Raw genomic sequence first — 22,730 nt, 5'->3', positions numbered from 1 at the left:
ATCGAAAAATGCAAGTTCTTTTTTAAATTTGTACCCTGAAAATCAAATAAGAGGTCAAGTCATCATCGTACTTTACGCTAGTTAAGTCCTCGATCGATTAGTATCTGTCAGCTTCACGTGTCACCACGCTTCCACACCAGACCTATCAACCTCATCGTCTCTGAGGGATCTTACTCACTCGAAGTGATGGGAAGTCTCATCTTGAGGGAGGCTTCATGCTTAGATGCTTTCAGCACTTATCCTTGCCACACGTAGCTACCCAGCTATGCTCCTGGCGGAACAACTGGTACACCAGCGGTGTGTCCATCCCGGTCCTCTCGTACTAAGGACAGCTCCTCTCAAACTTCCTGCGCCCACGACGGATAGGGACCGAACTGTCTCACGACGTTCTGAACCCAGCTCGCGTACCGCTTTAATGGGCGAACAGCCCAACCCTTGGGACCGACTACAGCCCCAGGATGCGATGAGCCGACATCGAGGTGCCAAACCTCCCCGTCGATGTGAACTCTTGGGGGAGATAAGCCTGTTATCCCCGGGGTAGCTTTTATCCGTTGAGCGATGGCCCTTCCATGCGGAACCACCGGATCACTAAGCCCGACTTTCGTCCCTGCTCGACTTGTAGGTCTCGCAGTCAAGCTCCCTTCTGCCTTTGCACTCTGCGAATGATTTCCAACCATTCTGAGGGAACCTTTGGGCGCCTCCGTTACCTTTTGGGAGGCGACCGCCCCAGTCAAACTGCCTGCCTGACACTGTCTCCGGACCGGATCACGGTCCTGGGTTAGAATGGTCGTACAGCCAGGGTGGTATCCCACCGGTGCCTCCACGTAAGCTGGCGCTCACGCTTCCAAGGCTCCCACCTATCCTGTACAAGCTGTACAAACATTCAATATCAGGCTACAGTAAAGCTCCACGGGGTCTTTCCGTCCTGTCGCGGGTAATGCGCATCTTCACGCATAGTATAATTTCACCGGGTCTCTCGTTGAGACAGTGCCCAAGTCGTTGCACCTTTCGTGCGGGTCGGAACTTACCCGACAAGGAATTTCGCTACCTTAGGACCGTTATAGTTACGGCCGCCGTTTACTGGGGCTTCAGTTCTACGCTTCGAGCCCGTAGGCTCTAACGCGTCCCCTTAACCTTCCAGCACCGGGCAGGTGTCAGCCCCTATACTTCGCCTTTCGGCTTCGCAGAGACCTGTGTTTTTGCTAAACAGTCGCTTGGGCCTATTCACTGCGGCTCCTCCTTAAAGGAGCACCCCTTCTCCCGAAGTTACGGGGTCATTTTGCCGAGTTCCTTAACGAGAGTTCTCCCGCTCACCTTCGGATTCTCTCCGCGCCTACCTGTGTCGGTTTGCGGTACGGGCACCTGTGACCTTGCTAGAGGCTTTTCTTGGCAGTGTGGATTCAGACACTTCGGTACTCAATTTCCCTCCCCATCACAGATTGGGATTGTTGGACGGATTTACCTATCCAACTCCCTCGCTGCTTGGGCGCACACGTCCATCGGTGCGCTTGTCCTATCCTCCTGCGTCCCCCCATCGCTCAAACGGTCACGAGGTGGTACAGGAATATCAACCTGTTGGCCATCGCCTACGCCTTTCGGCCTCGGCTTAGGTCCCGACTAACCCTGAGAGGACGAGCCTTCCTCAGGAAACCTTGGGCTTTCGGTGAAAGAGATTCTCACTCTTTTTTCGCTACTCATACCGGCATTCTCACTTCTAAGCGCTCCACCAGTCCTCACGGTCTGACTTCACAGCACTTAGAACGCTCTCCTACCATTGTTCGAAGAACAATCCGCAGCTTCGGTGATACGTTTAGCCCCGGTACATTTTCGGCGCAGTGTCACTCGACCAGTGAGCTATTACGCACTCTTTAAATGGTGGCTGCTTCTAAGCCAACATCCTGGTTGTCTGTGCAACGCCACATCCTTTTCCACTTAACGTATACTTTGGGACCTTAGCTGGCGGTCTGGGCTGTTTCCCTTTCGACTATGAACCTTATCACCCATAGTCTGACTCCCAAGCATAAGTATCCGGCATTCGGAGTTTGACTGAATTCGGTAACCCGATGAGGGCCCCTAGTCCAATCAGTGCTCTACCTCCGGTACTCTGATCTTGAGGCTAGCCCTAAAGCTATTTCGGAGAGAACCAGCTATCTCCGTGTTCGATTGGCATTTCACCCCTACCCACACCTCATCCCCGCATTTTTCAACATACGTGGGTTCGGGCCTCCTGTCAGTGTTACCTGACCTTCACCCTGGACATGGGTAGATCACACGGTTTCGGGTCTACGACTACATACTCATACGCCCTATTCAGACTCGCTTTCGCTGCGGCTCCGTGTCTACCACTTAACCTTGCATGCAATCGTAACTCGCCGGTCCATTCTACAAAAGGTACGCCGTCACCCATTAACGGGCTCCGACTACTTGTAGGCACACGGTTTCAGGTTCTCTTTCACTCCCCTTCCGGGGTGCTTTTCACCTTTCCCTCACGGTACTGGTTCACTATCGGTTACCAGGGAGTATTTAGCCTTGGGAGATGGTCCTCCCGGATTCCGACGGAATTTCTCGTGTTCCGCCGTACTCAGGATCCACACCGGAGGCTGCTTCTTTTTGACTACCGGGCTGTTACCGTCTTTGGCTGATCTTTCCAGATCGATTCGTCTAACAAACAGCTTTGTAACTCCATATGGTGTGTCCTACAACCCCGACAGGCAAGCCTGCCGGTTTGGGCTGATTCCGTTTCGCTCGCCGCTACTTGGGAAATCGCTTTTGCTTTCTCTTCCTCCGGGTACTGAGATGTTTCAGTTCCCCGGGTCTGCCTCACACATCCTATGTATTCAGATGTGCGTACTGCTCCATTACGAACAGTGGGTTCCCCCATTCGGAAATCCCCGGTTCAAAGCTTACTTACAGCTCCCCGAGGCATATCGGTGTTAGTCCCGTCCTTCTTCGGCTCCTGGTACCAAGGCATCCACCGTGCGCCCTTATTCACTTAACTGGCGTGTTTTATTTCAATGAATAAACATACGATTTATTTGATGTCTTGATTGCTCTTATTTGGTTTTCAAGGTACAAAAATGGAGCCTAGCGGGATCGAACCGCTGACCTCCTGCGTGCAAGGCAGGCGCTCTCCCAGCTGAGCTAAGGCCCCATGTGAAATATATATAATTGAATGGTGGGCCTGGGAGGACTTGAACCACCGACCTCACGCTTATCAGGCGTGCGCTCTGACCAACTGAGCTACAGGCCCATTCAATATAATGAGAAATTTACTCCCTCAAAACTGAACAAACAAACGAAGTGATGTCTTTCCGTTAATTTAGCTGTGATGCCGTTTGACGGGCATCTATGCTAGATATCCTTAGAAAGGAGGTGATCCAGCCGCACCTTCCGATACGGCTACCTTGTTACGACTTCACCCCAATCATTGGCCCCACCTTCGGCGGCTGGCTCCATAAAGGTTACCCCACCGACTTCGGGTGTTGCCAACTCTCGTGGTGTGACGGGCGGTGTGTACAAGGCCCGGGAACGTATTCACCGTGGCATGCTGATCCACGATTACTAGCGATTCCTGCTTCATGCAGGCGAGTTGCAGCCTGCAATCCGAACTGGGAATGGTTTTATGGGATTTGCTACACCTCGCGGCTTCGCTGCCCTTTGTTCCATCCATTGTAGCACGTGTGTAGCCCAGGTCATAAGGGGCATGATGATTTGACGTCATCCCCACCTTCCTCCGGTTTGTCACCGGCAGTCACCTTAGAGTGCCCAACTAAATGCTGGCAACTAAGGTTAAGGGTTGCGCTCGTTGCGGGACTTAACCCAACATCTCACGACACGAGCTGACGACAACCATGCACCACCTGTCACTCTGTCCCCGAAGGGAACACGCTGTCTCCAGCGCTAGCAGAGGATGTCAAGACCTGGTAAGGTTCTTCGCGTTGCGTCGAATTAAACCACATGCTCCACCGCTTGTGCGGGCCCCCGTCAATTCTTTTGAGTTTCAGCCTTGCGGCCGTACTCCCCAGGCGGAGTGCTTAATGCGTTAACTTCAGCACCAAGGGGCGGAAACCCCCTGACACCTAGCACTCATCGTTTACGGCGTGGACTACCAGGGTATCTAATCCTGTTTGCTACCCACGCTTTCGCACCTCAGCGTCAGTTACAGACCAGAGAGTCGCCTTCGCCACTGGTGTTCCTCCACATCTCTACGCATTTCACCGCTACACGTGGAATTCCACTCTCCTCTTCTGCACTCAAGCCCTCCAGTTTCCAATGACCGCTCACGGTTAAGCCGCAAGATTTCACATCAGACTTAAAGGACCGCCTGCGCGCGCTTTACGCCCAATAATTCCGGACAACGCTTGCCCCCTACGTATTACCGCGGCTGCTGGCACGTAGTTAGCCGGGGCTTTCTGGTCAGGTACCGTCAAGGCGCCGCCCTATTCGAACGGCACTTGTTCTTCCCTGACAACAGAGCTTTACGATCCGAAAACCTTCATCACTCACGCGGCGTTGCTCCGTCAGACTTTCGTCCATTGCGGAAGATTCCCTACTGCTGCCTCCCGTAGGAGTCTGGGCCGTGTCTCAGTCCCAGTGTGGCCGATCACCCTCTCAGGTCGGCTACGCATCGTCGCCTTGGTAGGCTCTTACCCCACCAACTAGCTAATGCGCCGCGGGCCCATCTGTAAGTGATAGCCAAAGGCCATCTTTTATCCTCTCACCATGCGATGAAAGGTGTTATCCGGTATTAGCTCCGGTTTCCCGGAGTTATCCCAGTCTTACAGGCAGGTTGCCCACGTGTTACTCACCCGTCCGCCGCTCGATCCACAGGCGCATGCCCCGAAGGGCAATTGCCTGCTTCACGCGCTCGACTTGCATGTATTAGGCACGCCGCCAGCGTTCGTCCTGAGCCAAGATCAAACTCTCCATAAAAGTTTGGGTGTTCATCGACACCAATCGATGAACGGTCTTAGCTTCTCAAAAAATTGATTCAGGGTTTAAAGTTTAAAACTTCTTACCTCTGACATCTGTTTTACAGACATCTGCTTCGTTGTTTGTTCAGTTTTCAAGGAGCAAATAATATGTCGTTTTTTGACGACGAAATATAATTTATCATGGCTGCGTTTTTTTGTCAATAACTTTTGAAAATAAATTTTATTTCTTTTTTCAAAAGCCACATCAATAACGGCAACAGAAAATACTATACCATATTAAAAAAGCTAAATCAACAGTTTGATTAAAAAAAATGATTGAAATTACTTAGGTATGTATCTTAAGCACTCTTGTTCAGGGGCTACGCGCTTGAATAGTTGGAATAACACACGATATCTTTTCTCCATCGCTTCTTTTATAGTCCTATCAATTCGTTCATCGTTCAAATCGAATAACAGTTCATCAAGTTCACGTTGGAGAACATATGTCATTTCTTTTTGTTCATCTTCATTAATTAATAGACCCAGCATGTTCCATCACCTCTTTGAGAATACGTTATATAATTTCCTTGTTCCTTACACATACATTTACTTCTACCCATTTAATGAGTACTTTATCCATTCTTAAGGAAATTTTTATATCTTATCCCAATAGGAATTCATATTACACCTGTTCTCTTCATAAGTTTTTAATAAGGACAAGCCGAGGGGGGCACAATGAATGGATCACTTTTATACCATCAGGTTAAATAAATGGAAACGGATATCAGTGATTGTTGTTTTTGCATTGTTTGCAGCGCTGTTTATTTGGTTTGAACGTAACGGAACTTTGTCGATCCTGTCTAATCAAACAGCTCAGCCTGCAGCACTTTCAAAAGGGGATTCAGATGAGAATGCCATTGCTTTAACATTTAATATCAGCTGGGGTGAGGAACGGGTGCACGATATTCTCGATCTGCTTGAGAAGCATCAAGTACAGGCGACGTTTTTCATAAGTGGTGAATGGGCAGAGAAACATCCGGATATTTTGGAGTCAATTAGTGATGGCAAGCATGAGATTGGAATGCTTGGGTATCGATATAAAAGTTATCTTGAAATGGAAAAAGAGCAGATTCAAAAGGATTTGCGTCACGCGAAAGAAATCTTCCGGAAGCTTGGATACGAAGACATTACACTCCTCAGACCGCCAAATGGCCAGTTTGATCAAGAAATTCTTGAGTTGACAGATCAGATGGGGTATGACGTTGTCCATTGGAACGTGAACCCAAATGATTGGGAAAATCCAGGCACAGAAAAAATCGTGAATACGGTTATGAAGAACACGAGCAATGGGGACATCATCCTGATGCATGCCTCTGATGCCGTTAAACAGACGTCTGAAGCAATCGATGCCATTCTGCCAGGGTTGAAGAAGAAAGGCTTTCAATTTGTACCTATATCAGAATTGATGAGTCAAGCACATGCAGAGTCAGAAATGATTGAATGAAACGAACCGCTCCATTGCAATGGAGCGGTTCGTTTTACTTTTTATTTGTCTGTTGATTTTTGCCATTCGTTTCAATAGGCTGCCCATGTTCATCTCTTGTCAATTTGTGCAAAACGAGCAATTGGTAGGTGTTGCACGCCAATAAAGGAACGATCATCAGCCATGCATAGTCTGTTCCTTCTGCCCGCAGTGCGGGAACCCATTCTACAGAAGTCATCACGACCATAAGAAACAGCGCTGGTACAAATGCCCGCTGATTCGTTTGCGAGGCCTTAATTTTAGCAATGATCAACCCATAGCCAACAATCGCCGCACTCATTAAGATATACCAATAAAGTGCCACTTCACCCTTAGTTTCCTGGTACGGAAAATAAACAAGATCAAATGCAACGAACGCAATTAGGAGAACCTGTACAGCCGGCCACATGCCTTTAAAGAACCCAAGTCCGAAGCGGTTAATAAACAAATAAGCAAAAAATCCCGTCTGGCTTACCACACTCGATAAAAATCCAAATCCTGTATAAAAAATAACCAACCCGATCAATTCTTTGACATTAACCGGATCTAGATAGGTTGTATAAATACCATCTGTATTGACAAAAAAGCTTGTGATGAGACCTGTTATGCCGCCAATTAATAATGTTTTAAAAAATAAACCAACAAGCTTGCGACTGTTCAATGTATAATCCTCCTGCCGAATATCCTCTATGTAGTCATGCTTCGTTCCATTTTAACACGAACAGCACGTTTTTTCCCGTGATACGTGCATATTCTTCCCGTAAAAACTCATATTAAAAATATGAAGACACGGTACACGCCTGTTTTTATGCGTTTGCCAAGAAAAGGAGGCCATTTGATGATACGCAAAATCATCATGTCGCTGTCTCTCTTATCCATCATCGTTATCTCCGCATGTGGAGGAGAAGGTGAGTCAGCAAAAGAAGCCGATTATGAGACGACGAAAAAAATGGTCGTTGACATATTACAGACAGAAGATGGCAAAAAAGCCCTTAATGAAATTTTATCAGATGAAAAAATGAAACAGCATCTCGTGATGGAATCGGATATGGTTAAAAATGCGATTAACGAATCCATGGCTTCCGAAAAGGGGGCTGAAATGTGGAAGAAGTTGTTCGAGGACCCGGAGTTTGTTAAAAAGTATGCAGAATCCATGTCTAAAGAACAAAAGGAGCTCATGAAAGCCTTAATGCAAGATGCGGAGTTTCAAAAACAAATGCTGGAAATATTAAAGGATCCAAAAATGACCGAGCAATACTTGACTGTGATTAAAAGTCAGGAATTCAGCGCCCATCTAGAGGAAACGATCCAAAAGACACTGGAAACCCCGACATTTCAAGCAAAGATGCAAGATATCTTGCTAAAAGCAGCCGAAAAACAAGCAGCTGGGAAAGAAAGCGGAGGAAAGAAGGAAGAAGAGCAACCTGAAGGCGGTGGAAGTGGTGGAGAAGGTGGAGGTGGAAGCGGTTCAGAAGGCGGATAAGCTAAAAGGAAGGGCTGGGCCCTTCCTTTTATACTTCTTCCGCTTCTTCAATTTTCGCAACAATTTTTGACGCCATTCTGTGGTACTCCTGACCTAATGGATGGTCCTGCTGATAAACAGATGGTGCGAATTCATCTTCATCTTCATAGGGCTGCATGAGCGGAAGATGACCGAGTACTTTTGTGCCGAGAACTTCAGCAAGCTTCTCTCCGCCGCCTTTACCGAAGACGTATTCTTTTTCTCCGGTCTTCTTGCTTTCATAATATGCCATATTTTCAATGACACCGAGTATTTCATGTTCTGTCTTGAGTGCCATCTGCCCTGCACGTGCTGCGACAAATGCTGCAGACGGATGCGGGGTTGTCACAATAACTTCTTTACAGGATGGCAGGAGGTCATGGACGTCCATTGCAATATCTCCTGTTCCTGGTGGCAGGTCGAGAAGTAGGTAGTCCAGATCGCCCCACTCCACTTCCGAAAAGAAGCTATTAATCATTTTGCCGAGCATCGGCCCGCGCCAGATAATCGGTGAATTATCTTCAACAAAGAAACCCATGGAAATGACTTTCACCCCAAAGCGATCAACCGGAATAATCTTCTCTCCGCGAACAGCCGGACGGTATTCGATGCCCATCATATCCGGTACACTGAAACCATAAATGTCCGCGTCAATTATCCCGACACGCTTACCCAGCCGCTTCAACGCCATAGCAAGGTTTACCGTGACAGTGGATTTACCCACACCGCCCTTGCCACTTGCTACTGCTATAAACGTCGGCTGTGAACTGCCGCCAAGTATGGTATCTTTTTTATCATCGCCAGCTGTATCCTGATATTTCTGAATCACTTCATCAGGGAGCTGTTCGAATCTTAAACCAACTGTTGTCGCCCCATTCTTCTTCAAAATCTGGACGATCTCCTGCTGCATCTGCATCTGCTCACCAGTGTTCAGCTTGGAAATGCCCACTTTAACACTCACATGGTTTTTCTCTTCCTTGACGGTAACACTGACAATTCCATCAGTTTCCTCAAGCGTTTTATGTAAAAATGGGTCCTTTACAGGGTTAAGCAGATCTATTACTTCTTCTTTCGTCAACAATCTGATTCACCATCCCTTTCAGCCATCTGTCAAGATCAAACATCGCCAGCTTGACCTTCATGTCCAAGTATAACATAAACACTGTATTTTCTAAGTGATACGAATCATAGGGTGCAAAATAGTCACTGGTCTCGTATACTTGAGTTACGAAGCATGACCCGGGGGACACACTATGAATCAAACCAATCAAATCATGTCAAAAAAGAACATCTTCTTAACCATTATCATTTTTTTGATTTTGCTTTCATCTTTCCGGCTTGGGTGGCTTTTCTATCATCAGCCGATTGACGGACCGAAAGCCGAAAATGGAATAATTGATTTAAGTGATATGAGCTTTACTGACAATCATCTCTACTCCTTAGACGGCCAATGGAGATTTTATCCTAATACCTTCGTCAAACCTAATAAACCTTTGCAATCAGCAAACGGTGTTGACGTACCAGGGGATTGGCGTCAAGTGGTGGACAAACAGGGGGATGAGCCTGCATATGGTTATGGCAGTTACCGGCTGTCTATTCAGTTGCCGGATGATGATCAAACCTTTTATGGCTTGCGTTTCATGAGCATTTCATCTGCTGCCGAAGTATACATTAACGGTGAGTTGGTGGGGCACCAGAACGCTGTGGACACAGAAAAGGGTGCTGGGAACACTGAAAAAGGACCTTTCGTTGTCCCATTCCACTCAAATGCTGATGAAATTGATCTGATCATTCACACATCCAATTTTGAGATTCCTTTTTCCGGCGGGTTAAAAGAGGCAGTAAAAATCGGGACAGAAACGGCTGTTTATCAAGAGATGAATCATTCAACAACCTTACAAATTGCAGTGAGCATTCTTTACCTCATGCATAGTTTATATGCGTTTGCCATATTCCTTCTCGGGAAAGGTAGATTTCAACGGGAACTGCTTTATTACGGAGTCATGCTGATATTGTCAACAATTGCAATCTTAATTGATGATGAAGTCGTTGTTCAATTGCCGCTGCAGCTGGAAACCCAGTACAAGCTGCTTTTGTTGTTATTTAACACCACGTTGTTCACGATGTTATTATTCATTAAGCACTTATTCGGATTAAAAACACGATTCTATTATGTATTGTACTTTTTATATGGCTTATTTTGTCTCGGACAGCTTCTAGTCCCGTTTGAGCATTATACATACCTGATAAATATGATTGCGATTTATTATCTCACAGCCATTACATTTTTATTCTATCAAACCATTAAAGCTGTGCGACGAGGTTTCCCTGACGCTATGCTTATTTTGCTTTTTATTACAAGTTACAGCTCCAATGTTCTTTGGGGAGCGGGCATTAAAGCAGGGGCCATAACAATTCCGTACTACCCATTTGATTTCATTGTCTCCATCTTCGTTATCGCACTGCTTTTATTCCGAAGACATATTCGTGTCATGGATCTGAATAAGCAACAGACCGAAGAACTGAAAGAGACCGATCGCAGAAAAGATGAATTTTTGGCCAACACATCACATGAATTACGAACACCGTTACAGGGGATTGTCAATATTGCCGACTCGGTCCTGGAAGATAAGAAAGCGCAATCGACTCATGATTACCAACAGCTCAATACACTACGTCAGCTCGCCCAACGTATGACATTTAGCTTAAATGACCTATTGGATGCAACACGGCTTAAAGATCAAAGCATCAGATTGAACCCCGTCCGTTTTAATCTAAGTGCACTTGCAACAGCAGTAGTTGATATGACCCGGACGTTCTCACAACATAAGCCGATTACATTTAAGATGAAAATAGATTCCGCGTTTCCAGAGATTTATGCAGATGAGAACCGTGTGATACAAATTATGTTTAACCTGCTCCACAACAGCATTAAGTTTACCAATTCAGGCACGGTTACGATTTCAGCCGATGTCGATGATGAGACATCAATGGCGCTTATCCATGTTACGGATACCGGAATTGGTATACAGCCCAAGCATCTGAAAACCATTTTTCAGCCTTATGAACAAGAACAGAGTACAAACCATGTACAAGAAGGGGTCGGGTTGGGTCTATCCATTTGCCGCCAATTGGTTGAACTTCACGGCGGCTTTATTATGGCAGAGTCACAGCCTGGAAAAAGAACCACCTTTACATTCTCCCTTCCACTCGCTGAAGCAGGAAAAAACGAGAAGGTTGCGATAGCCGAAACAGCCGCTACAAGTAATGAAGGGGCATTTGCGCATAATCCAGATGATACTGAAGGCACACTGGATGAACGGGCTAAAGTGCTGCTGGTGGAAGATGACCCTGTCAATCAGCAAATCCTTCATCAGATTCTGGCCGAAGACTATCAGGTAACCAGTGCCAGCAGCGGTGCCGAAGCTCTTGGCTTTCTTAAAGAAGGCGAATGGGACTTGATCATCTCAGACGTCATGATGCCGGAAATGTCAGGGTATGAATTCACCCGACAGGTACGCAAAACATATACCATTGCAGAATTACCAGTAATTCTGCTCACCGCCCGACAGCAGCAAGAAGACATTGATACGGGCTTTAAAGCGGGCGCAAATGATTACGTCACAAAACCCGTCACAGCTGTAGAGCTTAAAGCACGCGCAGCAGCTCTGACATCGCTGAAATACGCAGTCAAAAGACAACTCAGAACTGAAGCTTCCTGGCTACAAGCCCAGATTCAGCCCCACTTCTTGTTTAACACACTCAACACCATCGCGGCATTAAGTGAAGTGGACCACGACAAGATGATCCAACTTTTAGATGCCTTTAGCGATTATTTACGCAAGAGTGTTGATTTCTTTAACACAGAAGACCTGATCACCATTGATGCAGAAATCGATTTAATGAAGGCTTATTTATATATTGAACAGGCGCGGTTTGAAGACCGTGTGAAAGTGATATGGAAGATTGATGAGCACGGCACCATCCTCATTCCGCCACTCTCAATCCAGCCACTCGTTGAAAATGCCGTCAAACACGGCATCCTGAAACGGCCGGCTGGCGGGACCATTTGGATTAGAGCGCTCGACACAGATGACCATTGGGTCGTCGAAGTAGAAGATGACGGTGTAGGAATGGATGAAGAGAAAGCACAGTCTCTTCTAAAAGAAGGATCGGAAAATGGAAGTTCCGTCGCCCTCGCCAACACAAACAAACGACTCAAACAACAATTCGGAAACGGTCTGATCATCCAAAGCCAAAAAGAAAAAGGCACTAAAATGCGCTTCATAATTCCGAAATGATATAAAAAGGGCCGGGCCTCCTGGAATTAAAGTTCTGGGGCCCGGCCTTTTCTTTTTTTATGCTTCTCTACGTTTTCTGTATGCCATCAAAGTTATTCCGCTTGCAGCAAGCAGAAGCCCGATGATTAGCAGGTTAAACATGTTCGTTGCCGTTTTTGGCAATGTGTTATCCGGTTGATTCGGATCATTTGGATCGCTTGGGTCAGTTGGGCTGCCTGGGTCGCCAGGATCATTTGGATCCTCAGGGTCCTGAGGGTCTTTTGGATCTTCTGGTTCAGGCGGTGTCACGTCTAGTGTATTCGTAATTTCAAATCCACCGTCTACTTCTTCAGTCATTGAAGTATAACCTTTGACCTCATGCTCCTGGACTGAGTACACATATGCGCCACCCTGGTCATCGTACTGATCCAGTTCTGTAAATGTGTGCGTCCAATCCATATCAGATGTGATATCAACCGTCTTAATCACTTCACCATTTTGCAACAAGTCAACAGTAATGGCATCTGGCCGATCTTCTGAAGTATCACCTTTCCAAGTCTTAGACACTTCAAGATCCGTTAAGCCTACCCGAGTGTTTGTGATATCGAAGCCGTTGATGGTTGTTTTGTAACCATCAACTGGTTTTTCTTCAACTGTGTACTCGTATTCCACACCTTGCTCGTCAAACTTTTCGAGGTCGGTAAAGCTGTATGCCCAGTCATCTTCTGCTGTCACTTCTTTAGTACTGATTTTTTCACCGTTCTGCAGCAAATTGACGGTAATAGTATCAGGGCGAACTTCAGAGGTATCATCCAACCACGTTTTTTCACCCATCACTTCAGTTTCGCCGACGCGGAGGTTTACGATGTTGTAACCACCAATAGTGGTATCGTAACCTTCTACAGCATTCTCTGTTATTGTGTATTCTATTTCCTCACCAGCTTCGTATTTCGATAAGTTGGTAAAGGTATACTTCCAGTTATCTGTTTTAGTTACAACAACTGTGTCGACAATTTTACTGTTTGCCAAGAGATTTACAGTGATAGCCTTTGAACGAGTACCGTCCTGGTTATCATCATCCTTCCACGTTTTTGTTACAGGAACTTCTGTCTTTTCAGGTGTATAACTGTTGGTAATCATGATGTTTCCATGATTCTTATCATTAATTGTTACAGTATACGCCTCTGGAACATCCAGTTCTTCCACTGAGTAGTCAATTTCTTCGCCATCAGCATATTGGTCCAGTTCGCTCCAGGTATGCGTCCAATTTTCTGCTTTTGATAAGGTAACCGCTTCTCCAACTGGTTCACCATCAGCTGTTAATTGAACATCAATACTTTCCGGACGCTTTCCATCCTGGTTCTCTTCATCATTCCAGCCTTTTGTAACTGTAACACTTGTTTTTTCAGGGGTATAAGCGTTTTTAACTACAAATCCATTTTCCGCTTCCGGGTTCTCTTCAATGGTTGTAGAGTAATCTGAAACAAAGTCTTCTGTTACCCGGTAGTTGATTTCCTTACCCTTCTCGTACTTCGGTATATCCGTGAAAGTGTATTCCCATTCATTGCCTTCTTGTTCTTGAACGACTGCGGATTTGACAATTTCTCCACGATCATTCAGTAAATTAAGTTTGATGTGTGCAGGACGTTCTCCGTCTTGGTCATCAGCATCATCCCATATTTTTATAACAGGAACTTCTGTCCTTTCAGGTATATAGCTATTGGTAATGATTATGTTTCCATGATTCTTATCATTAACGGTGACAGTGTACTTTTCTGGAACATCCAGTTCTTTCACTGAATAATCAATCTCTTTCCCATCAGCATACAGGTCCAGTCCGTTCCAAGTATGCGACCACTTATCTTTTTTAGACAAGGTAACCGTTTCTCCAACTGGCTCACCATCCGCTGTTAATTGAACCTCGATGCTTTCTGGACGCTTGCCATCCTGGTTCCTCTCATCATTCCAGTCTTTTGTAACTGTAGCACTTGTTTCAGCAGGTGTATGTGTGTTTGTCACAACATAGCCATTCTCTGATTCTGGGTCTACTTCAATTGATGAACTGTATTCTGGAACATTGTTCTCAGTAACTGTGTACTTAATTTTATCACCGTTCTCATTTACAGGCAGATCTGTAAACGTATGCTTCCACCCCTTCTCTGCATTTAACACAGTTGTTCTTTCAACTTCGCCGTCAGCCAGTAAATTAACTGTTACATTATCTGGACGAACGCCGTCTTGATTACTGTTGTCATCCCAAGATTTTGCTACTGATATTTCTGTTGTTTCTGGTTCATAAGCGTTGGTAATGACTAAGTTTCCATGGTCTTTATTATCAAGACTCACTTCATACTCTTCGGAAACTCCCTTTTCTTCAACTGTGTACTCGATTGGTTCTCCATCCGATTTCAGGTCAAGCCCTTTCCACGTGTATGTCCAGCTATCTGTGGCGGAAACTTCTACCGGATCACCATGCGGGTTCCCATCTGCCAGCAATTGCACTGTAACTGTTTTTGGACGATTGCCATCTTGATTCTCTCCGTCCTTCCAGACTTTCGTGACAGTTGCAGTTGTTTTTTCAGGAGTATAGGAATTTGTTATGACACTGCTTAAACCTTCCTCTGTATTGGTCGTTACAATGTCTGTTGAATAATGCCCAACAGAATCCTCTGTTACACTGTAATCAATTTCCACCCCATCAGCAAACTTCGGCAAATCCGCGAATGTATGCTGCCATCCGTTATCTTTATTTAATTTTACTTCTCTCACAACTTCACTGCCATTCAGCAGGTTAACTGTGACGTTGTTCGGACGAAAGCCATCCTGATCCTCTGCATCGTCCCATTTTTTGGAAACTAAAACATCTATCGTTTTCGGTTCATAAGTGTTTGTAATGGTTATGTTACTATCGTCAGCCTTATCAATTTGAGACTTATATCCTTCAGGTACGTCGACTTCTTCGACAGTGTAGTTAATTTTATCTCCATTAGACTGATATTCATCTAAATTTTTCCACTCATGGGTCCAATCGTTCTTTTCCGAGAGTTCCTCACTAACTCCTATCGGTTCATTATCCGCCAACAACTGAACATCTACAGAATCTGGGCGGGCACCATCCTGATCATGGGCATCTTCCCATTCTTTTGTAACGGAAATGTCTGTTTTCTCTACAGTGTTTGTAAACTCCATCTCATAAACGTTTTCTTCAGAACCATATGGGTCGGTTACATCAATTTCTTGTTCAGTTCCATCGATGATGTAGCCGGTCGGTGCCTCTACTTCTTTTACATAATAGGTTCTAAGCGGCAAATTACCAATTAGAAGTTGTCCGTTCTCATCAGTTTGATACTGATCACCAAATTGTACACGCTCACCGTTTAAATTATAATATAACTCAAACGTGGCAGGGTTGTTGGCAATGGGATCTCCTGTTTCAGAGTCAACTTTAGTAATCTGCAAAGCTCCGCGATTTTCATTAAACTCTCCCTCTACCCAACTGAACTGCTCGGCAGTGAGTTCTTCCGAAGTGATCGTTTCGGTCTCAATGTTTTCACCGTTTAAAGAAATTTTATTGTTCACTGTATCTCCATCTTCGGCAGTGACGACTGTTGTGTAGTTAAGAGTTAATGCTTGATCTAAGGTTTCCTTGAGTTCAATGGTAAGAACGGTTTCCCCTGCTTCTGTTGTTGTTTTTGTTAGAGTGTAATCTGTTCCCTCACTTAATGATTTCCCATCTTTAGTTGAAACTTCGAGTGTGCCTTCGACATATTCCAGTCCAGCACTAATCGTATCTATTATTTCTGGATTTTCGATTACAGACAAGCTGTCGTTTACATTGACTTCCCAATCGATTTCATCACCAATGTAGACATCAGAACCTTCTTGGCCAATTGCTGATTTATCCAGAAAATGGTCATATTCTTTATAATCTACTGTTCCAGAATACGGGTATTCATCACTTCCAACTTTAACGGTTGCTTTGTTGGTATATCTTTCCTGAGAAATATCAGGTACGGTTGTTAAGAATTCCACAACGTAACGCTTTTCTACTGTTTCATCAAACGTCAATGTAAATTCATCGCCAGTTACATTTACAGTATATTTGGATGAATCTAATACATCATCTTCATTGATCGTTGTTTTACCACCGGAATCTACATCGTACGTTGAAACTTTGATGCTGTCCTCATCAATTTCACCTTTATAGTCCAGTGTGTCTGTAATTTCTACGTTATCACCAAGGTTTTGTTTTTGGTAGTTTGTATATAGTTGCCAGGCTATTTTTCTTTCTGAACCGCTTTGCCAGCCGTCTTCTAAATTGCCATCACTATCTACATTAACGAGCTTTCCTTCTTTTTTACCGCTGTTCCAAGAATCTTCTCTGACTATAGTATCGGCTTCTCTATCCTCATTAAATCCATTACCATTTTCCGTTGTTCCTTGATAGTTTGCTTTGTTTACATAAACCTGTTCATTTCCCTCTGTATTCACGTGTGGGTCCAAAGTATTACCACCGACTTCAAACTCAGGATCATAGGAAGTTGTATAATCGACGGTTAAATATCCTTTATCCAACGATGAGAAGTCACCTATAAGTTTGATGGTGAACCCTTTTTGATAGCCTTCACCTATTGGCTCTAAAGTATAATCTGTTCCTTTCACTAAAGATTTATCTTGATTGGAATGATTAACCTCTACAGAGTCATCGTCTAGAATCATTCCCTGATTTGGGAAAGTATCCGTAATTTCAAGGTCAGTTATCGCTTCTCTTTTTGGATCTACTTTAAGAGACCAATCCATGGTCTTTTTATTATAATCGATACCTTCAAAGTTTTTATCGAAACTATTTCCTGGTGGAGTAATTTCGTGACCTGTATCATGATCACCCTCACCGATGCCATCTCCACCTATTGAAACGGTGTTCTTAAAATTATCTACATCAAATTTTTCAATATCTGTTGTGTACTCTATTGTCAGATGCTTTGTTCCAACATCACTAAGATTGATAGTAACTTCTTTTTGATCGATGTCTATACTCTCTGCAGGAAAATCATTTCCGTCTTCATCGGTGATTTCAATATCATCTTCTGCGAGGCTCAAACCATCTGGAATAGTATCTGTAATTGTAAGATCACCAAATGGATGCTTTGCCTTGTTGACATCGATTGTCCAGCTCAATGTTTTATTATCATAGTCGACATTGGATTTACCCGCTTTTTCTAAAAGGGGTTCCCTGTCAAAGTCCACTGTGGCACCATCGTCACCAAGTTCATCTTTTCCATCTTTTAATGTCGTGGTGTTTGTAAAGCTATTTGTTTTCTGGTAATTACCTTCGTTAACGGCTGTGTAATCAATGTCTGTACTAAATTTGATTTCATAATGTTCATTTGCAGCTGTTTCTCCAAGTTCGATTGGGAAGTTAGCCGGGCCAATTTCTATTACTTCAGATTGAGAACCATCAACATATTTATTAACTTTCAATGTCTCTTTGACGAGTGTTAACGCATCTGGTAGCTCATCTTCAATAATAACATTGTTAATATCTGTTCCATTCTCATTGGCAACAATGGTCCAATCAATTTGACCTGTTTCATCGTTATATTTACCAGATTTTTCAATTGGGTTACTTGTTGTTAGTCCATCTACAGTAGCTGATGCAGGTAGGTCCTTAATGCCATTGTAGAATGAAGCATCATTTGTGAATTCTGTTTTATCTTTATCAGTAATAGGGGTAGTATATTCCACACGGTAACCCTTGAACGGCTTCAACTCATCAAATTTTATACCATCTGTGATATTACCAGAATAGGTATTTACTTCATCTCCTACTACTTTGTTACCATCCAAATCAGTTGATAATGATTTTACAACAAGATTTTCCGGTAAACCCAGGCCATCTGGTAAAGAATCATTCAATGTAGCGTCAGTAACTGTTTCTTCGCTATTATTGATGACATCAACGGTCCATGTAATCTCACTTGCATTGTGTTTTTGATCCGGATGTCCTTCTTTCGTAATGCTACTGGCAGTTTTATTAGGTTTTGCCACAACGTTTAATGTTGTTTCCTCTGAATCATTAAAATCAATGACCTGTTCGATATCTTCTTCAAACTTTTGTAAATTGAAGTCTAAATTTAACCCGACTTTTCCGTTGGATACATCACCATCTTCAATTTTATCATTGAATACAAACTTCAATTCACCATCTTGAATACTATAAGTACCAACAGTGATACCACTTGTAACTATATTCTTTTCAGGTGTGGAGACTTGTTCAAACACATCTGGCAACTGCATTGAAGCGGTATCCCCGCTTTTAACATCAAGTCCCTCGGTATCCCACTTAAACTCAATTTCCACTTTTGTTCCATCACCAATGTCGATAATGGACCCATCTGCAATCTCCTCGCCGTCATACGTCAAGCTTTTGAACGTAAATATATTTTCTTGTATTTCTGCAAAAGTACCTATCGTTCTCTCTTTGTCTTTTTTAGCTTCTGAGTCATTTTTAGACTTTTTTTCCTCAGTAGGCTTTTGTTCTTTCTCCCCTTTTTCCTGGTTTTTATCTATGTTTATTTGGTTGCTTTCCTCCCGCTTATCAGAGGAAGAGCTATCAGCTTCGGATTGATCGTCATTTGATTGTCCCTCATCTTCGGAAGCTTCTTTTTTGGATACACTTGTTTCATCCTCAGTTTTGTCATCTGAAGTACCCGACTTCTCGTTTGGATCCTGTTCGGATTCTTGTGCCTGCCTCATAGGAACATGATCAATTACAATCTCCCCTGAAGCATGCTCGTATTCTTCATGAATATCGTTAAGTAATACAGTTAGAACCCCCTCGACAGAAAGTTCATATGAACCGAGCGTATTATCTTCATAGATAACATCGCCCTGCTGTTTTCCCTCAATCTGCAATTGCTCCGGAAGGGAAAGCGTATATGTATCTTTCACATCCTCAATCGCTATGTTTTCCAGTGTCCAGGCTATGTGTACATTTACAGTTTCAGGCGACTGTTCGTCGCTGACTGGATTGTTCTCACTATCCGTCAGCTGGACATCGGTGAAAATACTGTCTCCAGAACTTCCCTTCGCTCCTTCTGCAAAGACAAGTCCGCCCGAAATAGATTGAAACAAGAGCATGAAAATGAATAATATGCTTAATCTCTTGTTCATGTGTTGGTCCCCCTTTTTCATAGTATGCTAGCAAATAACATACCAAGGGCTTCTGTACAGTTTCTCAACAATGAATCACTATTTCATAGAGTAGCATCTTTTTATTAGGCATATAGTCCTAATTCCTTGACGGATTCCTGCAAAAAAAACCTGATAAAACTTTTCAGCTTCATCAGGGTCAATTAGATTCATAAGTATTTTTCCATTGCTCATACCAATCGACGATATCAGGATCCATTGGAATATCCACTTTTTTCAATGCGTGTTTTAATGTGTTGAATTGATGTGTCACGAGTCCTCTATACCCGTGCAGGGCATAGAGCTTCATGAGGGCAAGTGCAGCATGTTCTTCTTCTGGTGATGTGCTGCAAATCTGGATATACCATTCCTGTGCCTTTTCCAGATCATCATGATGCTGATAAAAGTCAGCCAGTTTATACGCATGTTGGAGCCACAGGTGTTCGAGTCGGAACCGTTCATTGTCTGTCCATATGTAGTCATAGTGAGCGAGGTAAGGGGCTGTATACATATCCATAACAGCCTCATGATCGGCAATGGTATCCACTGCAACTGGGGGCATGGTTCGCACTTGTTTCTCCCATTGCCAAGTATCAAGCGCAATATTGTCTGTGTAGAGCACATAGCCTTCTTGTCTGTTTTTGACTGTCAAATAATTTTTGTAAGGGGAGAGGGTTTTTCTGATATGATAAATGGCTGTATATAGGTGAGCATAAGCTTTATCTAGATCATATTCAGTCCAGATCACATCAACCAATGTGGATTTATGAATGGTTTCCCCGGTTCTGAGCAAGAGGTAAAGAAAGAGTTCCTCAGCTTTTTTCGTTCGCCACTGAAGTCTTATGTGCTGGTCAGAACGAGCGAAATCAAGTTCCCCGAACACACTGATTTGCAGCGTATCATGATCGGATGAAACACCATCAGGCTTAGAATTTTCAATCCGTTCAATCGTCTTCTTTAAACGTTCGAGTTGAACGGGTTTCATGACGTAATCAAGGGCATTCAGTTCAAATGCCTGAACAGCATATTCGTTAAAAGCCGTCACAAACACAACATCAATACCAGGATTGACTTCGGTTATGCGTTCAGCAAGCTCCAACCCATTCATTCCTGGCATTTCTATGTCTAAAAAAACGAGATCAACGGACTCTATAATGGATGCGTGCCTATTAAGATCCAAATATGTAAATGTAGCCACGATCTCAATATTGCTGACTTTACCTATCATTCGCTCCAAATACTGAAGTGCTAAGTATTCATCATCCACTAGAATGGCTCTCATAGCATTCACCTCACTTCCATTTTACCAAATAATACCATCAAAATGCTAAAAATAAAGAGCCCTCAATTAAAAGAGCTCATTCTTCAGGTTCTTCTGTCACATATCTCAGCACACCCTGATAAATACTTGCGGCCATCTTTTGCTGATAGCCTGCCTGCACAAGCTGCTCCCGCTCTTGGTCATTGGAGAGAAACCCAATTTCCACAAGCGAACCTGGTACTTCAGCGTGCTTCAATAAATAAAGTGTGTTCACAGCAAGCGGTTCCCTGGTGGTATTTTCAAGGTTGCGAATGATTTCGGATTGAACCATCGATGCCAGGTGTTTGCTTTTCTTATGTGTGGGATGGTAAAACGTCTGGGCGCCGCTCCATTTCGGTGATGGTATGGCATTCAGATGAATGGTCAGGAAAAAATCCGCGTCTTTTTCTTCTATAAATGCCAGCCGTTTTCTAATGTCTTCTGATTTACGCTTGGACAAGCCTTTTGTGTCACCAGCTGCCAGGTCGGTATCTGTTTCCCTTGTTAAATACACGATCGCACCGGCCTGCTGCAAATAATCCCTGAGCTTCTTGGCCACATTCAAGGCAATATCTTTCTCTTGAACATCGCCTTTGCCCACCGCTCCGCCGTCTGGTCCTCCATGTCCGGGATCGATCACAATGGTCTGTCCTGTCAAAGGCAGTGACCATGTTCTGAACACGTCATCCGTCTGTGGGAGTGGCCGGGTGATTAAAACCGCGAGTAATACCGCGCCGGCCAGCCAAATAGCTATATGTTTGATTCGATTCATATGCCTCGCCCCTTATACAAGTCGCTTGTAAATCATATGGGACAAGGCATCTGTTTATGACTTTGAGTGAGAGATGTTTAGAAAAAATCAGCCAGATAGGGCTGTTGTCTCGGGATCAGTTCTTCCAGCGCTTCAATTGGATTCGCATCCGCCTCCAACAATCCGGCCGCACTCAGTTCACCCGGACGTTTGAATCCAAGCAACATCATCGTCAGCTGTTGTATGGTACACGTAATGCCCATTTCTTTCGTAGGCGCTGACACAGCCGTCACTTTAACATGATCGCCATTCGGGTTCAATTGAAAGGTCCCGCCGTTTTCCGGCAGAAAATCGTCCTGTACGTTCAGGGTCACGTTTTTTGTGGCTGGAGCAAACGGATAATCCTTCAAGAAGTTATGCACGTCAACAATCCGTGCCATGAAATAAGGATTGATCTTTTGTTCAAAACGCGGGTCTTCAGCATGCAACACAATTGGGTCATTTTCCGGAACGGTCATCTTCACCTTTTCCGCCATGGAATCATGCTGACTGATGAAATGGTAAAGCAGTTTCCGTGCATTGTTATTGGTAAAAGCGATGTCCCTGACTGTAAATGTCTCTTTTTTCACCGTATAAATGACATAGCCAATCGCTCGATCTGCTTCATCATACGCCACAGCAATATGCTGGTTATCCTTTAAAATGCGCTCCCGCCACCAGCGTTCATCCCGTTTTAACATACCGGTATACTGTTTGGCATAGGTGTTGTAGACATCCTCAAGCGTACGTATATCATCCTGCTGAATGCGACGGATGTATCCCGACCCACCCCACTGTTTTTTGAACGTTGTTATCGGAATGTCACATTCCACATCACTAAAGACAAGTTCCCAGCCGTATCGCCGGTAAAATCCAAATGAAAATGGGAAAAGGAAAGAAATTGTCTGTCCATGCTGACGCATATGGTCAAGGGCTGTTTTCAGCAATTGTTTCACAAGCCCATTGCGCCGGTATTCAGGCCATGTCGCCACAGAACTGACACCACCCATATCGAACGCTTTTCCATGTATGTATACCGAAAGCGGCAAAAGGTGTGTTTTCGCAGCCAACTCACCAGCTGCAAACATCCCCCAGATCACATGCCGCTCGGCTTCTTTTACTTTTTTCTCAAGTTCTTCCTTCGATAATTCATATTGAAAGGCGAATTGTGATAACGGAAAAATCATGTCCTGATCACGTTGCGCCTCAAGCATCCTAATTTCTGTCTTCACA

The 22,730-nt window shown here is 44.2% G+C and carries 11 protein-coding genes, 2 tRNA genes and 2 rRNA genes; 3 read left to right on the top strand and 12 right to left on the bottom strand.

Features of this window, described 5'->3' with window-relative positions; translation table 11 throughout:
• Positions 1-77: 77 nt before the first annotated feature.
• From JNUCC1_RS09070 to JNUCC1_RS09050, 5 genes are all read right to left on the bottom strand, one after another.
• A 23S ribosomal RNA gene (locus JNUCC1_RS09070) occupies positions 78-2,998 on the bottom strand.
• 80 nt (positions 2,999-3,078) lie between these two features.
• Positions 3,079-3,151 (bottom strand) — tRNA-Ala (locus JNUCC1_RS09065).
• Between the two features lie 22 nt (positions 3,152-3,173).
• Positions 3,174-3,250, bottom strand: a tRNA-Ile gene (locus JNUCC1_RS09060).
• Between the two features lie 115 nt (positions 3,251-3,365).
• Positions 3,366-4,932 (bottom strand): 16S ribosomal RNA (locus JNUCC1_RS09055).
• Together the 16S and 23S rRNA genes with 2 tRNA genes alongside form the textbook arrangement of a ribosomal RNA operon.
• 323 nt (positions 4,933-5,255) lie before the next feature.
• Positions 5,256-5,462: a hypothetical protein gene (locus JNUCC1_RS09050; protein WP_156645123.1), complete on the bottom strand. Its 207-nt coding sequence runs from the start codon at positions 5,460-5,462 to the stop codon at positions 5,256-5,258.
• Between the two features lie 190 nt (positions 5,463-5,652).
• Here JNUCC1_RS09050 and pdaB point away from each other — a divergent pair, with 190 nt between their 5' ends.
• On the top strand, positions 5,653-6,417 hold the full coding sequence (gene pdaB, locus JNUCC1_RS09045) for a polysaccharide deacetylase family sporulation protein PdaB (protein WP_156645122.1): 765 nt from the start codon (positions 5,653-5,655) through the stop codon (positions 6,415-6,417).
• Positions 6,418-6,451: 34 nt separating this feature from the next.
• On the opposite strand, the gene JNUCC1_RS09040 is transcribed toward pdaB, so the two are convergent.
• Complete coding sequence (locus JNUCC1_RS09040; RefSeq protein ID WP_156645121.1) at positions 6,452-7,096, bottom strand: KinB-signaling pathway activation protein; 645 nt, start codon at positions 7,094-7,096, stop codon at positions 6,452-6,454.
• A gap of 177 nt (positions 7,097-7,273) precedes the next feature.
• On the opposite strand from JNUCC1_RS09040, the gene gerD reads away from it, so the two are divergent.
• Positions 7,274-7,918 (top strand): spore germination lipoprotein GerD, encoded by a 645-nt coding sequence (gene gerD / locus JNUCC1_RS09035; protein ID WP_156645120.1) that lies wholly within the window; start codon positions 7,274-7,276, stop codon positions 7,916-7,918.
• 28 nt (positions 7,919-7,946) lie between these two features.
• Here gerD and JNUCC1_RS09030 read toward each other — a convergent pair whose 3' ends face one another.
• Together JNUCC1_RS09030 and JNUCC1_RS18675 are read right to left on the bottom strand one after the other, a co-directional pair.
• Complete coding sequence (locus tag JNUCC1_RS09030) at positions 7,947-9,017, bottom strand: Mrp/NBP35 family ATP-binding protein (RefSeq protein ID WP_156645119.1); 1,071 nt, start codon at positions 9,015-9,017, stop codon at positions 7,947-7,949.
• On the bottom strand, positions 8,983-9,207 hold the full coding sequence (locus JNUCC1_RS18675; RefSeq protein WP_231784099.1) for a hypothetical protein: 225 nt from the start codon (positions 9,205-9,207) through the stop codon (positions 8,983-8,985). Before JNUCC1_RS18675 ends, JNUCC1_RS09030 begins: the two co-directional genes overlap by 35 nt.
• Here JNUCC1_RS18675 and JNUCC1_RS09025 point away from each other — a divergent pair.
• Positions 9,190-12,237, top strand: a complete 3,048-nt coding sequence (locus JNUCC1_RS09025; RefSeq protein ID WP_156645118.1) for a hybrid sensor histidine kinase/response regulator — start codon at positions 9,190-9,192, stop codon at positions 12,235-12,237. The genes JNUCC1_RS18675 and JNUCC1_RS09025 overlap by 18 nt on opposite strands.
• A gap of 57 nt (positions 12,238-12,294) precedes the next feature.
• Here JNUCC1_RS09025 and JNUCC1_RS09020 read toward each other — a convergent pair whose 3' ends face one another.
• From JNUCC1_RS09020 to JNUCC1_RS09005, 4 genes are all read right to left on the bottom strand, one after another.
• A complete protein-coding gene (locus tag JNUCC1_RS09020; RefSeq protein WP_197431680.1) occupies positions 12,295-19,389 on the bottom strand; it encodes a Cna B-type domain-containing protein in 7,095 nt (2,364 codons plus the stop codon).
• Positions 19,390-19,567: 178 nt separating this feature from the next.
• Positions 19,568-20,689, bottom strand: a complete 1,122-nt coding sequence (locus JNUCC1_RS09015) for a response regulator (RefSeq protein ID WP_156645116.1) — start codon at positions 20,687-20,689, stop codon at positions 19,568-19,570.
• 76 nt (positions 20,690-20,765) lie between these two features.
• Positions 20,766-21,479: an N-acetylmuramoyl-L-alanine amidase CwlD gene (gene cwlD, locus JNUCC1_RS09010; protein ID WP_156645115.1), complete on the bottom strand. Its 714-nt coding sequence runs from the start codon at positions 21,477-21,479 to the stop codon at positions 20,766-20,768.
• Positions 21,480-21,556: 77 nt separating this feature from the next.
• Complete coding sequence (locus JNUCC1_RS09005; protein ID WP_331713683.1) at positions 21,557-22,729, bottom strand: GNAT family N-acetyltransferase; 1,173 nt, start codon at positions 22,727-22,729, stop codon at positions 21,557-21,559.
• Between the last annotated feature and the right edge of the window lies 1 nt (position 22,730).

It is taken from the genome of Lentibacillus sp. JNUCC-1 (genome assembly GCF_009741735.1).
In the GTDB taxonomy this organism is placed as follows: domain Bacteria; phylum Bacillota; class Bacilli; order Bacillales; family Amphibacillaceae; genus Lentibacillus_B.
The sequence above is the reverse complement of the archived record's forward strand: the minus strand, read 5'-3'. Positions and strand labels throughout refer to the sequence as shown.

What these genes read in the sequence shown, in the direction of transcription:
- cwlD (WP_156645115.1), bottom strand. Translation starts at nt 21,479, where the DNA reads ATGAATCGAATCAAACATATAGCTATTTGGCTGGCCGGCGCGGTATTA.
- JNUCC1_RS09015 (WP_156645116.1), bottom strand. Translation starts at nt 20,689, where the DNA reads ATGAGAGCCATTCTAGTGGATGATGAATACTTAGCACTTCAGTATTTG.
- gerD (WP_156645120.1), top strand. Translation starts at nt 7,274, where the DNA reads ATGATACGCAAAATCATCATGTCGCTGTCTCTCTTATCCATCATCGTT.
- JNUCC1_RS09050 (WP_156645123.1), bottom strand. Translation starts at nt 5,462, where the DNA reads ATGCTGGGTCTATTAATTAATGAAGATGAACAAAAAGAAATGACATAT.
- JNUCC1_RS09020 (WP_197431680.1), bottom strand. Translation starts at nt 19,389, where the DNA reads ATGAACAAGAGATTAAGCATATTATTCATTTTCATGCTCTTGTTTCAA.
- pdaB (WP_156645122.1), top strand. Translation starts at nt 5,653, where the DNA reads ATGGATCACTTTTATACCATCAGGTTAAATAAATGGAAACGGATATCA.
- JNUCC1_RS09025 (WP_156645118.1), top strand. Translation starts at nt 9,190, where the DNA reads ATGAATCAAACCAATCAAATCATGTCAAAAAAGAACATCTTCTTAACC.